The sequence below is a fragment of the Rhodococcus sp. NPDC056506 genome (genome assembly GCF_042794945.1).
Taxonomy (GTDB): domain Bacteria; phylum Actinomycetota; class Actinomycetes; order Mycobacteriales; family Mycobacteriaceae; genus Rhodococcus_F.
Genome location: NZ_JBHTSW010000011.1, coordinates 121,898 through 134,368 on the forward strand (window position 1 = coordinate 121,898; position 12,471 = coordinate 134,368).

Sequence of the window (12,471 nt, forward strand, 5' to 3'; positions counted from 1 at the left end):
TCGATAATCGTCACCGACGGTAAAAAGAATCACCTACGCGAGGAGCTGAACATGGGTTCGTTGATGGATATTCTCGGTGGTCCGAATGGGGACGGTGCACCGATGCAGGCTTTGCTGACAATGCTGCTGGGATTGGACAATGTCGGTGCAAACCTCTTCGGTTCACTGGCTGACACCGCCGGTGGAATCTTCGGATCTCTCGACACCCTCAGCTTTACGCCGCCTGTCGTTCCCTGAGTTTTCTGATCGGCGTCATTTGCTCGTCCCAAGTGAACCACTGAACATCTAAAGGAGAACGTCATGCTTGAAGGATCTGTCATGGACGCTGCCGGCTCAGTCGGTGCGATCATCGGTCAGGGGTTGGGCAGCGTCAGTGGCCTGGCCGTCAAGGGCCTCGAGGCCCTCGCTGCGCTCAGCGGTGGAGAGTTGAAGGCCGCCAAGTAGATTGTTGATTTCGGGGCCTGCTCGTGTTGGCGCGTAGGCCCCGAAATACCTTTTGTCGGCGCGTAATTCTCGCCATGTCAATTGCCGGAATTCTCAACCTAACGGCATGAGCATCCAGGCGGCGAGATATACCAAAGCCGCGGTTCCGCCCGTGCAAATAGCGGCAATAACGGCGAGTAGACGGACAAGATTTACGTCGGCGCCGAAGTAATCTGCAATTCCGCCGCACACTCCGGCGAACATTTTCTTGTCGTTGGAACGAATGAAGGGGCGAGGTGTGTTGCTTTCGAATGTCATGCTTCAATTCTGAAGCGAGATGGCGCCGCGCACCATCGGGGACGACCCCCATCTGCACCCTGATCTTTTGAGGCCGCCGTGTCATACCCCGGTAGTTCATCCCAGCTTCACCGAACAGTTGCTGCGGGAGACTAACTTGTCGGCGGTGACCGATTTAGCAGAACGCCGACCGTTCCTCAGCGCCTTCGCGGATCTCTCGACCGCCGTCGATCTGGCCGACACCGCCGCCTTCACCGTCGACGACAATGACGACGACGATCCGGTGCTGCTGACGTCGCCGGAGGGTTTCGAGGTCGACACCTGGCGGGAGGGCTACCCGTACGACGCACGGATGCCTCGGGACGAGTACGAAATGTCCAAGCGTCTGCTGCAGATCGAACTCCTCAAGCTGCAGAACTGGTCGAAGGAAACCGGCGCACGGCACGCCATCGTGTTCGAAGGACGCGACGCTGCCGGCAAGGGCGGAACGATCAAACGATTCATGGAGCACCTCAATCCTCGAGGCGCTCGCGTCGTCGCATTGGAGAAGCCGTCGGCTCGCGAGTCGACGCAGTGGTACTTCCAGCGCTATGTGCAGCACCTTCCCGCAGCCGGGGAACTGGTGATGTTCGATCGGTCTTGGTACAACCGGGCCGGGGTCGAGCGGGTCATGGGTTTCTGCACCGACGAGGAGCACGAGCGTTTTCTGCGCCAAGTGCCGTTGTTCGAGCAGATGCTCGTCGACGACGGCATCAGCTTGATCAAGTTCTGGTTCTCGGTTTCACCGCTCGAGCAGCGCACGCGGTTCGCGATCAGACAGGTCGATCCCGTGCGGCAGTGGAAGCTTTCGCCGATGGACATCGCTTCTCTGGACAAGTGGGATGCGTACACGGCGGCGAAGGAAGAGATGATCCGGTTCACCGATACCGCCACCGCTCCGTGGACCGTCATCAAGAGCAACGACAAGAAACGCGCGCGGATAAACGCGATGCGTCACGTGCTCAGTCAGTTCGATTACGACAACAAGGATTACGAGATCGTGGGTACTCCGGATCCGCTGATCGTGGGAAGCCTCGAATAGTCGGCGCGTGGGCTCTGCCCATCCGCGGCGTGGGTGGTTAGTGTGAGTTGAATGGAGACCGTACCGATCCAACTCCCTGACGGCACCGTGACCCCGATCCGTCTGTTTCCCGGACCGAACGACGACGCACCCGTGGTGGTGATGTTGCCAGGGCTCGGAGTTCCCGCCGGGTTCTACGATCCGGTGGCGCAGGCCCTGGTCGAAGCCGGCTTCAATGCGGCCATCGGTGAACTGCGCGGCCAAGGTGACAGCAAACCGCGCCCGAGCGCGTCGAGCGCTTTCGGATATCAGGAACTGGTCTCGATCGATTGTCCGGCGACGTTCGAGGTGGTGCGCGAGCGGTTTCCGGCCAGCACGCCATTTCTGATGGGGCACAGCATGGGCGGCCAGATCGGGGTCATGTACGCGTCGAGGATTCGGGGCCGGCTCGGCGGTTTGATCCTGGTTGCGTCCGGATCGCCGTATCACCGCGGATTCCCCGGAATCCGTGCGCCCGGACTCTATCTGGGTGCGTCCGCGATGTCGGTGACGGCCAACATCGCTGGTTTCTGGCCGGGAGACCGGGTCAACGTGGGCGGCTTCGGTCGACAGTCGAAGGTACTGATCACCGATTGGGCCCGGTTCGCCAGGACCGGTCGCATGGAACCCGTCGGTGCGGATATCGACTACGAGGAGCGGATCGCTCGCCTGACCTTGCCGGTTCTGTCGATCACGATCGAAGGGGACGATCTCGCTCCGCGCCGGTCGGCAAAGAACCTGGTGGACAAGCTCTCCGGGGCCCAGGTGACGATGACGCACATCGACGAACCACTCGGTCACAACGGTTGGATACGCAATCCCACCGCTGTGAGCGAGCGCGTCGTCGCGTGGTTGCGCGACCGCTGAAAGATCAGCCGAGTTTCTGCCAGAGGAACTCGTAGGTCAGCGCAGTCTTGAAGGCCAGCTGAGCATTGTCCGCGGCGCCGCCGTGGCCACCCTCGATGTTCTCGAAATACAGCACCGGCTTGCCCAGCTCTTCCAGCCGTGCGGCCATCTTGCGGGCATGCGCGGGGTGGACGCGGTCGTCGCGGGTGGATGTCGCGATCAGGATCGGTGGGTACGACGCGGCTGCGTCGATGTTCTGATACGGCGAGTACTCCGAGATGAATGCCCACTCCTCCGGGACATCGGGGTCACCGTATTCGGCCATCCAGGACGCGCCGGCCAGCAGGAGATGGAATCGGCGCATGTCCAGCAGCGGGACCTGGCAGACGATGGCGCCGAAGAGTTCGGGGTATTTGGTCAGCATGATGCCCATCAGCAGGCCGCCGTTGCTTCCGCCCTGAGCTGCCAGAAGATCCGGTGTCGTGATTCCGCGATCGACGAGGTCTCTCGCGACGGCAGCAAAGTCTTCGTGCACCTTGTGGCGCCCGGCCTTGAGAACCTGTGTGTGCCAACCGGGTCCGTACTCGCCGCCGCCACGAATGTTCGCAACCACATAGGTTCCGCCCTGCGTCAGCCAGGCACGGCCCAGAGAACCGCTGTACGACGGCGTCAGCGAGATCTCGAATCCGCCGTACCCGTAGAGCAGGGTAGGGCCGGGCTCGCTACGCGGACTGCGCACCACGAAGTACGGAACTTGGGTGCCGTCGGCAGAGGTGGCGAAGAACTGCTCCGTGGTGATGCCCTCGGCGTCGAAGAACGAGGGAGCCTGCTTGAGGGCAGTGGGTTCGGTTTCGCCGATCACGCCGTGCAAAAGAGTTGCAGGGGAGGTGTATCCACTCGAGTTGACGAAGTATTCATTGCTGACATCAGGGTCGGTGTCGAGAATTTCGATACTGGTCAGTTCTGGGAGCCCTTCGAAAGGCCGGTCCTCCCAGCCATTTTCGCCCGGTGTCAGGATGCGCAGCGTGGTGCGGACGTCGGTGAGTACCACGAGAATCAGATGATCGCGTGTCCAGGTGTAGTGCTCGAGTGAGGAATGTGCGTCGGGTTGGAAGATCGATGTCAGTGCCCGTGAGCCGGCAAGGAAATCGTCGTAGCGGATGGCAAGCAGTGCGCCGGTCGGATATTCAGTGCCCTCGACTACCCACACGGATTTGGTGCGGATCAACAACCACTCGTGGTGAATCGAGATCCCGGCATCCTCGGGGACGTCCACGAGCACGAGTTCACCGTCGGGGCGAACTTCGAAATGCTGAGAGTTGTAGAAATCGACCGAGCGAGTGACGAAGTCCCGTTCGAACCCGGGCGTCGGATCGTGCGAAGCCGAGATGGCCACGTCCGTGGCCTGGCCCTCGTAGACGGTCTCGGCGCTGGAGAGGGGAGTGCCGCGCTTCCACCGCTGGGCCAGACGGGGATATCCGGAATCGGTGAGCGACCCCGGGCCGATATCCGTTCCGACGTAGACGGTATCGATGTCGATCCAGTCGATGTCGGTCTTGGCCTCGGGAAGGTAGAAACCGGGATTCTCGCCCTCGGGAGCGAGGAACTCGCGCTTGTCGATGTCGAACTCGCGAACGACCGCCGCGTCTGCCCCACCGCGGGAGAGGCTGATCAATGCACGGTTGCGGTGTGGCCGTAGAAGTTGCGTGCCCTTCCAGACCCAGTTCTCGCCCTCGGCCTCGGCCAGGGCGTCGAGGTCGACCAGGACGTCCCATTCCGGGTCGTCGGTGACGTACTGATCGAACGTCGTGCGTCGCCACAATCCGCGAACGTGGGTGCTGTCTCGCCAGAAGTTGTAGAGGAACTCACCGCGACGGCGAACGTAGGGGATTCGCGCGTCGGTGTCGAGGATCTCGCGCACGTCGCTCTGCAGTCGATCGAAGCGCTCGTTGTCGGTGAGCTGCTCCTCGGTCACGGCATTGTGCTGACGGACCCAATCGAGTGCAGACTCACCGGTCACGTCTTCGAGCCAGAGGTAGGGGTCGTCGCCGGTGGTGGGCTGCTGATCGGAAGTCATACGTCCATTCTTACTGCTCGCTCCCGACAGCACTCGACCCCGCTCCCGAAACACCGGAGCGGGGTCGAGTGAGAACGAATCGAGTCAGACGCCCAGGGAGTGAGCGAGCATCGGCCAGGAGTTGTGGAGATCGTCCTGCCAGTAGCCCCAAGAGTGGGTGCCGGTCGGCTTGAAGTCGAAGGTGGCCGGGATCTTCAGGTCGCTCAGGCGGTAGGCGAGGTTGTGGGTGCAGTAGTTGACCGCTGCCTCGATGACGCCGCCGACGATCGCCTGGTTGGCGAGCGCACCGACCTGACCGTTGATCGCGGGGTTGGCGAGAGTGTCGTGTGGGCCGGGGAGTCCGGAGCCGGTGGAGACGTAGAGCTCGGTGCCGCGGAGCTTCTCGGCGTTGAGGACCGGATCATTGTCCTTCCAGCCCTGTCCGTCGAGCGGGCCCCACATGTTGGTGATGTCAGCTCCGCCGCGGGTACCTGTGACAAGTTCGATCGCACTCTGACCGACGGGAGTGCTGGTCTCGGCGCATCCGCTGTACGCGCCGACGCCCTTGTAGAGGCCGGGAGCTGCGATGGCGAGGTTGAGGACCGACGTGGCGGTCATGGAGATCGCGGAGATCGACTGGACCTTGTTGGTGTTGAACTCGGCGTCGATGACGGGCGGGAGTTCCTTGGTCAGGAACGTCTGCCACTTCTGGCGACCGAGAACCGGGTCGTCGTTCACCCAGTCGGTGTAGTAGCTGAATGCGCCTTCGAGCGGAGTGACGACGTTGACGTTCTTGTCCTGGAAGAAGTTCATGACGTCGGTCTTGCGTTGCCAGGTCGCCGAGTCTTCGCCGCCGCCTGCCCCGTTGAGCAGGTAGAGCGTCGGGCGGGGTTCACTGCTATCCGCTGGGAGGATGACCTCGAGCGGGATGTTGCGATCCATCGCCGGGGAGAAGACCGAGATGGTGACCTTGCGGTCGCCGGTCTTGGTGTTGCTCACGACGTGCGATCCGGATGTGTCACCGCCCGCAGAAGCCGTCGCCGGACCGATCAACATCGGCAGCACCGTGGCCGCTGCGAGAGCTGCGATCACACTGCCACGCTTGAAAATTCGAGCACGCATACGTTCGGATCCTCCACCTGAATGTCTTCGGATCCGGAACGGATCGAAGTGCCTGTGAGCCCTTACTGGAACAGGTTCACTTTTGTTATGTGTCAGTAAAGCAGAGCGGGCGCAGAAAGTGACGTGATTTGCTTGCCTGACAATTGAATTGGCCCCCGAAATAACCCTCGAATTAACCCTCGAACTGGCCCTGAAAAGAACTCGACCCCGCTCCCGGAAGTGCAGGGAGCGGGGTCGAGCTGAAACGATTTCGGTCAGATGCCCATCGAACGAGCGAGCATCGGCCAGGAGTTGTGGAGATCGTCTTCCCAGTAGCCCCACGAGTGGGTGCCGGTCGGCTTGAAGTCGAAGGTGGCCGGGATCTTGAGATCGTTGAGGCGGTAGGCGAGGTTGTGGGTGCAGTAGTTGACTGCGGCCTCGATGACGCCGCCGACGATCACCTGGTTGGCGAGTGTGCCGACCTGTCCGTTGATCGCCTCGTTGTTCAGGGTGTCGTGCGGGCCGGGGAGTCCGGAGCCGGTGGAGATGAAGAGTTCAGTGCCGCGGAGCTTCTCGGCGTTGACGACGGGGTCGTTGTCGATCCAGCCCTGTCCGTCGAGGGGGCCCCACATGTTGGTCACGTCAGCGTCGCCGCGCATGCCCACAACCAGTTCGATGGAGGACTGGCCGACCGGTGTGCTGGTCTCGGCGCATCCGCTGTATGCACCGACGCCCTTGTAGAGGCCCGGTGCTGCGATGGCGAGGTTGAGGACCGAGGTCGCGGTCATGGAGATAGCGGAGATCGACTGGACGCCGTTGGTGTTGAACTCGGCGTCGATGACGGGCGGGAGTTCCTGGGTCAGGAACGTCTGCCACTTCTGACGGCCGAGGGACGGGTCGTCGTTCACCCAGTCGGTGTAGTAGCTGAATGCACCTTCGAGCGGGGTGACGACGTTGACGTTCTTGTCAGCGAAGAACTCGTTGACGTCGGTCTGACGCTGCCACGTCGCCCGGTCTTCGCCGCCGCCTGCACCGTTGAGCAGGTAGAGCGTCGGGCGGGGTTCGCTGCCGTCTGCTGGGAGGATGACCTCGAGCGGAATGTCGCGTCCCATGGAAGGTGAGTACACCTTGATGGTGGCGATGCGCCCGTTGTCCGTGCGGCTCGAGAGCTTGGAACCCGTTGTGTTTGCCTTGGCAACAGTTGCCGTGGTGGTCGACGGATCTCCGCCTGCGGACGACACTGCAGGGCTGATCAGCATCGGCAGCACGGATACTGCGGCTACAGCGGCGACCAGACGGCCACGCTTGAAAGTGCGAGCACGCATACGTTCAGAAACCTCCACCTAAAATTCCTTCGAATCCGCCCAGGAGTGAACGGTCCTTTGTTGCTGTTCCCGTACGGGAATTCATGCTGGGTACATGCTCTGTCGATAGGTACAGGGCGTGTGAGTCTTGTAAGTTCTACCGCATCGGTGCGTTATCCGCCAGTGAACCAGAGATTTGCTGAACGTACGACCAGTTTCAGGTGAATTTCCCTGATCATCGACGGGATTAGTGAGTGAACCGGACATATCCACTATGGGAACAACATTGTTGCCTACCTCTGCAGTCGAACGCGTCTGTCGAAGATCTTCTCCGATATCAGCGCCCAGCGGGGAGTTACGTTTCGGTGAACGTCGGTTACTCGCCGCAGACTCGCGCGGACTCGACGGCAATCGCCAAGAGTTTCGCGTGGCAGGCGCGGGTCGAGTTCCCGGAGATAACCCCTGTCTTCACCGTCGACGGCGTCCTCGAGATTCAGGAGTCCGGCGGAATCGCCCTGGCCTTCGACCTGGAGGACTCGAATCCGCTGGAGGGAGACCTGGCCAACGTCTCGTACTTCTACGACCTCGGAGTCCGCTCGATGTTGCCGACGTATAACTACATGAACGCTGCCGGCTGCGGCTGCTTGGACCTGGCGGACACGGGGTTGAGTGGATACGGCCGTGACCTGGTTGCCGAGATGAATCGCGTCGGAATGACGGTCGACGGCTCTCACTGTTCGGTGCAGACAGGTTTGGACATCTCAGCTATCACCCAGCGAGCAATGATCTACAGCCACTCGAACCTCCGGAGGTTGTGGGAGCATCCGCGCAACATCACCGACGATCAGGCGCGAGCCTGCGCGCAGACCGGGGGTGTCATCGGGATCAACGGCGTGGGCATATTCCTCGGCGTCAACGGACCGGATGACGACCGGGCTCGGCTGTCCGCGATGGCCGACCACATCGAAGAGGCTGTGGGACTCGTCGGCATCGATCATGTCGGGATCGGCTCCGACTTCTCCTTCGACGCCGACGACTTCCGCGAAGAGATCGAGCAGAACCCGTCGTCGTTCTCCGAGGCGTACACCGCGTGGGGGCCACTGCAGTGGACTCCTCCGGAGGACGTGCTGACACTTGATCAGGTATTGCGTGAGCGGGGCTTCGACGAGCCGTCGATCGAGGCCGTGTACGGCGGAAATTTCGCCCGAGTTGCCCGAGAAGTGTGGGCTACCGACGGGTAATGCGACCATCTGGGGACAGCGAAACGATGCAGGACTACCCTGGTGAATCGTGACCTCACACTATGACGTCGTTGTCCTCGGAGCCGGCCCCGGTGGGTACGTCGCTGCTATCCGCGCGGCACAACTGGGCCTGAGCACCGCCATCATCGAGCAGAAGTACTGGGGCGGTGTATGCCTGAATGTCGGCTGCATTCCGTCCAAGGCGCTTCTCCGTAACGCCGAACTCGCGCATATCTTCACGAAAGAAGCGAAGACGTTCGGCATGTCCGGAGACGTGTCCTTCGATTTCGGCTCCGCTTTCGATCGCAGCCGCAAGGTCGCGGACGGGCGAGTCAAGGGCATTCACTTCTTGATGAAGAAGAACAAGATCCCGGAGTACGACGGCAAGGGCACGTTCGTCGACGCCAACACCATCAGCGTGGAGCTGAGCAAGGGTGGCACCGAGACGATCACGTTCGACAACGCGATCATCGCGACGGGTTCGTACACCAAGCTGCTGCCCGGCACCTCGCTGAGCGAGAACGTCGTGACCTACGAAGAGCAGATCCTCACCCGTGACCTTCCGGGTTCGATTCTCATCGTCGGTGCCGGCGCGATCGGCATGGAGTTCGGTTACGTCCTCAAGAACTACGGCGTCGACGTCACGATCGTCGAGTTCCTCGATCGGGCACTGCCCAACGAGGACGCCGACGTCTCGAAGGAAATCGCCAAGCAGTACAAGAAGCTCGGCGTCACCATCAAGACCGGTGCCGCTGTGCAGTCCATCAGCGACGACGGCAGTAAGGTCACCGTCTCGATCAAGGACAACAAGTCCGGCGAGATCGAGACCGTGGTCGTCGACAAGGTTCTGCAGTCCGTCGGCTTCGCGCCGCGCGTGGAGGGCTTCGGTCTCGAGAACACCGGTGTCGCGTTGACCGATCGCGGCGCCATCGCGATCGACGACTACATGCGCACCAACGTCCCGCACATCTTCGCCATCGGTGACGTCACCGCCAAGCTGCAGCTCGCGCACGTCGCGGAAGCTCAGGCTGTCGTCGCTGCCGAGACCATCGGCGGCGCGGAGACGCAGACACTCGGTGACTACCGGATGATGCCGCGTGCGACGTTCTGCCAGCCGCAGGTCGCCTCGTTCGGGTTGACCGAGGAGCAGGCCAAGGCCGAGGGCTACGACGTCAAGGTCGCGAACTTCCCGTTCGCCGCCAACGGCAAGGCACACGGTCTCGGTGACCCGACCGGTTTCGTCAAGCTGATCGCCGACAAGAAGTACGGCGAACTGCTCGGTGGGCACCTCATCGGACCGGACGTCTCGGAACTGCTGCCCGAGCTGACCTTGGCCCAGAAGTGGGACCTCACGGTCAACGAGTTGGCACGCAACGTCCACACCCACCCCACACTCAGTGAGGCACTGCAGGAAGCGATCCACGGCCTCGCAGGCCACATGATCAACTTCTGACGGCAGGGCCTTCGGCCCCGTGCGCCTTTTCGGTAGTTCGCACTACCGGAAAGGCACACGGGGTTTTTCGTCTTTTGTGTCGAGTTGTGTTGCGAAAGCGCCATCTGAGGCCTTCGAGTCGGGGTGTAGGCGCGCAACGCATTAGCGTCCCGAGTCGACCATCCGGCTTTCGAAGGACCACTCATGAAAACTCGTTCCGTACTGCTCGCGGCTTGCGTCGCGCTGACGCTCTCCGCCTGTGGAACCTCAGGTGACTCCGGATCGGACGCCGAAGCTTCGGGTGCCGCCGAGGCGGGGGCGTTCCCCGTGACCGTCGACCACGCCTACGGTTCGACGACGATCGACGCGGAGCCTATGCGCATCGTGACCATCGGATGGAGTGGCCAGGATTCGGTGATCGCCCTGAACAAGGTTCCGGTCGCCATGGAGAGCTTCTCCGGCGACGGCATCGAGAACAACATCCTGCCCTGGGACGCTTCGCGTCTGAACGGTGCCAAGCCTGTTCTCATGACGACCAATCCCGATATCCCGTTCGAGCAGATCCTCGGGCTCGATCCCGACGTGATCCTCGCCGTCTACTCCGGCATCGACGAGGGCGAGTACAAGCGCCTCAGTGACATCGCGCCGACCGTCGCGTTCCCCGACCAGCCGTGGGATACGGCGTGGGACAAGCAGATGAGCATGATCGGCGCAGCGCTCGGACAGCCGGAGCAGGCTCAGACGCTGATCGACGAGACCGGGGCGTACTTCGAGAAGCAGGCCGCTGATCACCCGCAGTTCCAAGGCAAAACCGCAACGTATGCAATGCGCACCGACGAGGGCCTGATCGTCTTCTGCGGCACCGACCCGCGGATCCGTCTTCTCGGCCAGCTCGGGGTGAAGACCTCGCCCGGTGTCGACGCAGTGTGCACTTCCGGCGACAGTTCGGTGTCCGTGGGCATGGAATCCATCGACACACTCGACGCCGACGTCTTCATTCTCGTCGACGCCGACGGCACCAACCTGGACAAGCTCATGTCCTTCGGTCCGTTCGCGAACATGACCTCGGTGTCGAACGGCCGTCTGGTTCGTCTGGTCGGAATGGACTACGCGATGGCTACGTCCGCTCCGACGGTGCTGAGCGTTCCCTACGCATTCGACGAGTTCATCGCTCAGCTCTCGGACAAGTTGAGCTGATTCCGGGCGTCGTACGACGCTTGTGACGCAACGATTTTCGGCACCTGCGATTCGAGTAGTTCGATCAGGGCCGTGATCTTTGCGGCGACGTCGGCGCCGAGTTCGGTCAGGCTGTATTCCACTTTGGGCGGGATGGTTTCGAGTACCTCACGGTGCACGAGGCCATCCCGCTCGAGTGTTTGCAGGGTCTGCGAGAGCATGCGCTCGCTGACTCCGTCGACGCGTCGGCGCAGGGCACTGAACCGGTACGGGCCCTCGTTCAATGCCGCCAGCGCGAGTGCGCCCCAGCGTCCGGTTGCATTCTGCAATGCCGCCCGAGAGTTGCACCCGCGAGCGAAGACGTCAGCCTCGAGCGTTGGGTCCACGACGTCGGCATTCGGATCAGGGGTCTGGGCAGCACGTGAAGGTGAGTCGGTGCTGGTCATGAACCCAGGCTACTACTGCACGATCCCATAGCGCTAACTCGACGTGTTGCACTTACGAAAAATAAGTGCATGATGGTTGGAGAACGCATTTACGCTTCAACCTGGATCGGGAGTTCGCATGAGCATTGCAGTCACCGGCGCAACCGGAAACCTCGGACAACTGGTAGTCGAGTCGTTGATCGAGCGGGGAACCGCCGCGTCCGACATCGTCGCAGTGGTCCGCAATCCACAGAAGGCGGAAAGCCTCGCCGCCCGCGGAGTAGTTGTACGTCAAGCGGACTATGCCGATGCCTCGGCGTTGGAAACCGCATTGGCGGGCGTCGACAAGCTGGTGCTGATCTCGGGAAGTGAAGTGGGGTCACGGCTCGCGCACCACACCAACATCATCGACGCGGCGAAGGCTGCCGGCGTCGGATTCATCGCCTACACGAGCATCTTGAATGCTCAGGACACGCCGATGAAGCTTGCTGCCGAGCACAAGGCGACCGAGGACGTGCTCACTCGGAGCGGTATTCCGTTCGCGCTGTTGCGCAACGGTTGGTACTGGGAGAACTTCACCAACGACCTGGCCGGTGTGATCGAACGCGGCGCACTGGTCGGTGCGGGAGCGGAAGGCAAGATCGCGGCTGCGGCGCGTGCGGATTACGCCGACGCCGCAGCAGTAGTCGCGACCACCGATGGTCACGAAGGCGCAGTGTACGAGTTGGGCGGTGACGAGAGGCTCAACTACGCCGAATTGGCCGAGAAGATCAGCGAGTTTGCCGGCAAGCCTGTCGCGTACCAGTTCGTGAGCGAGGACGCTTACAAGGGGATTCTCGAGAGCGTCGGCCTGCCTGCCCCGGTCGCAGAGATTCTCGCGGATTCCGATGCTGCAATTGCCAAGGGGGCGTTGGACACCGAGTCTGGTGACCTGCAGAAGTTGATCGGCCGCAGCAGCACTCCGGTGGCTGAGGTGTTGAAGCAGGCCTGACCTGCTGTGGGGCGGTTTTTAAACACGGCCGGGTAAAAAATCGGACCCCTGGCTTAAAAAAAAAACAAATACCACCCGAC

At 61.8% G+C, this 12,471-nt stretch carries 13 protein-coding genes; 8 read left to right on the forward strand and 5 right to left on the reverse strand.

All coding sequences use genetic code 11. The annotated features are described in order from the left end of the window. Positions 1–51: 51 nt before the first annotated feature. On the forward strand, positions 52–237 hold the full coding sequence (locus tag ACFQ6H_RS12695; RefSeq protein WP_223304379.1) for a hypothetical protein: 186 nt from the start codon (positions 52–54) through the stop codon (positions 235–237). 63 nt (positions 238–300) lie between these two features. Then, complete coding sequence (locus ACFQ6H_RS12700; RefSeq protein WP_003941503.1) at positions 301–444, forward strand: hypothetical protein; 144 nt, start codon at positions 301–303, stop codon at positions 442–444. A gap of 93 nt (positions 445–537) precedes the next feature. Here the strand turns inward: ACFQ6H_RS12700 and ACFQ6H_RS12705 are convergent, their stop codons facing one another. Beyond that, positions 538–741, reverse strand: coding sequence for a PspC domain-containing protein (locus ACFQ6H_RS12705; protein ID WP_378549070.1), 204 nt, complete (start codon positions 739–741; stop codon positions 538–540). A gap of 145 nt (positions 742–886) precedes the next feature. On the opposite strand from ACFQ6H_RS12705, the gene ppk2 reads away from it, so the two are divergent. Further along, positions 887–1,801, forward strand: a complete 915-nt coding sequence (gene ppk2 / locus ACFQ6H_RS12710; protein WP_283567056.1) for a polyphosphate kinase 2 — start codon at positions 887–889, stop codon at positions 1,799–1,801. 51 nt (positions 1,802–1,852) lie between these two features. After that, entirely contained in the window at positions 1,853–2,686 is an 834-nt protein-coding gene (locus tag ACFQ6H_RS12715) for an alpha/beta fold hydrolase (RefSeq protein ID WP_378537389.1), read from the forward strand. A 4-nt stretch (positions 2,687–2,690) separates the two neighbouring features. Here ACFQ6H_RS12715 and ACFQ6H_RS12720 read toward each other — a convergent pair whose 3' ends face one another. The 3 genes from ACFQ6H_RS12720 to ACFQ6H_RS12730 form a co-directional block, all read right to left on the reverse strand. Beyond that, positions 2,691–4,742, reverse strand: a complete 2,052-nt coding sequence (locus ACFQ6H_RS12720) for a prolyl oligopeptidase family protein (RefSeq protein ID WP_378646387.1) — start codon at positions 4,740–4,742, stop codon at positions 2,691–2,693. A gap of 84 nt (positions 4,743–4,826) precedes the next feature. Then, positions 4,827–5,843, reverse strand: a complete 1,017-nt coding sequence (locus ACFQ6H_RS12725) for an alpha/beta hydrolase (protein WP_378646389.1) — start codon at positions 5,841–5,843, stop codon at positions 4,827–4,829. A 254-nt stretch (positions 5,844–6,097) separates the two neighbouring features. After that, positions 6,098–7,147, reverse strand: coding sequence for an alpha/beta hydrolase family protein (locus ACFQ6H_RS12730; protein WP_021343370.1), 1,050 nt, complete (start codon positions 7,145–7,147; stop codon positions 6,098–6,100). A 233-nt stretch (positions 7,148–7,380) separates the two neighbouring features. On the opposite strand from ACFQ6H_RS12730, the gene ACFQ6H_RS12735 reads away from it, so the two are divergent. The 3 genes from ACFQ6H_RS12735 (at position 7,381) to ACFQ6H_RS12745 (ending at position 10,996) form a co-directional block, all read left to right on the forward strand. Next, entirely contained in the window at positions 7,381–8,367 is a 987-nt protein-coding gene (locus ACFQ6H_RS12735) for a dipeptidase (protein ID WP_378646391.1), read from the forward strand. Between the two features lie 49 nt (positions 8,368–8,416). Beyond that, complete coding sequence (gene lpdA / locus ACFQ6H_RS12740) at positions 8,417–9,820, forward strand: dihydrolipoyl dehydrogenase (RefSeq protein ID WP_003941477.1); 1,404 nt, start codon at positions 8,417–8,419, stop codon at positions 9,818–9,820. Positions 9,821–10,003: 183 nt separating this feature from the next. Further along, positions 10,004–10,996 carry an iron-siderophore ABC transporter substrate-binding protein gene (locus ACFQ6H_RS12745; protein WP_378637962.1) on the forward strand — a complete coding sequence of 331 codons (993 nt, stop codon included), beginning with the start codon at positions 10,004–10,006 and terminating at the stop codon, positions 10,994–10,996. Here ACFQ6H_RS12745 and ACFQ6H_RS12750 read toward each other — a convergent pair. Next, positions 10,972–11,421, reverse strand: coding sequence for a helix-turn-helix domain-containing protein (locus ACFQ6H_RS12750; RefSeq protein WP_007735410.1), 450 nt, complete (start codon positions 11,419–11,421; stop codon positions 10,972–10,974). The genes ACFQ6H_RS12745 and ACFQ6H_RS12750 overlap by 25 nt on opposite strands. A gap of 118 nt (positions 11,422–11,539) precedes the next feature. Here ACFQ6H_RS12750 and ACFQ6H_RS12755 point away from each other — a divergent pair, with 118 nt between their 5' ends. Further along, the gene (locus tag ACFQ6H_RS12755) at positions 11,540–12,391 is read left to right on the forward strand and encodes an SDR family oxidoreductase (RefSeq protein WP_378646393.1); all 852 of its coding nucleotides are present in this window, start codon (positions 11,540–11,542) and stop codon (positions 12,389–12,391) included. Positions 12,392–12,471 lie beyond the last annotated feature (80 nt).

Coding starts and splice junctions, on each gene's coding strand:
- ACFQ6H_RS12695 (WP_223304379.1), top strand. CDS start 52: ATGGGTTCGTTGATGGATATTCTCGGTGGTCCGAATGGGGACGGTGCA.
- ACFQ6H_RS12700 (WP_003941503.1), top strand. CDS start 301: ATGCTTGAAGGATCTGTCATGGACGCTGCCGGCTCAGTCGGTGCGATC.
- ACFQ6H_RS12705 (WP_378549070.1), bottom strand. CDS start 741: ATGACATTCGAAAGCAACACACCTCGCCCCTTCATTCGTTCCAACGAC.
- ACFQ6H_RS12715 (WP_378537389.1), top strand. CDS start 1,853: ATGGAGACCGTACCGATCCAACTCCCTGACGGCACCGTGACCCCGATC.
- ACFQ6H_RS12720 (WP_378646387.1), bottom strand. CDS start 4,742: ATGACTTCCGATCAGCAGCCCACCACCGGCGACGACCCCTACCTCTGG.
- ACFQ6H_RS12725 (WP_378646389.1), bottom strand. CDS start 5,843: ATGCGTGCTCGAATTTTCAAGCGTGGCAGTGTGATCGCAGCTCTCGCA.
- ACFQ6H_RS12730 (WP_021343370.1), bottom strand. CDS start 7,147: ATGCGTGCTCGCACTTTCAAGCGTGGCCGTCTGGTCGCCGCTGTAGCC.
- ACFQ6H_RS12745 (WP_378637962.1), top strand. CDS start 10,004: ATGAAAACTCGTTCCGTACTGCTCGCGGCTTGCGTCGCGCTGACGCTC.
- ACFQ6H_RS12750 (WP_007735410.1), bottom strand. CDS start 11,421: ATGACCAGCACCGACTCACCTTCACGTGCTGCCCAGACCCCTGATCCG.
- ACFQ6H_RS12755 (WP_378646393.1), top strand. CDS start 11,540: ATGAGCATTGCAGTCACCGGCGCAACCGGAAACCTCGGACAACTGGTA.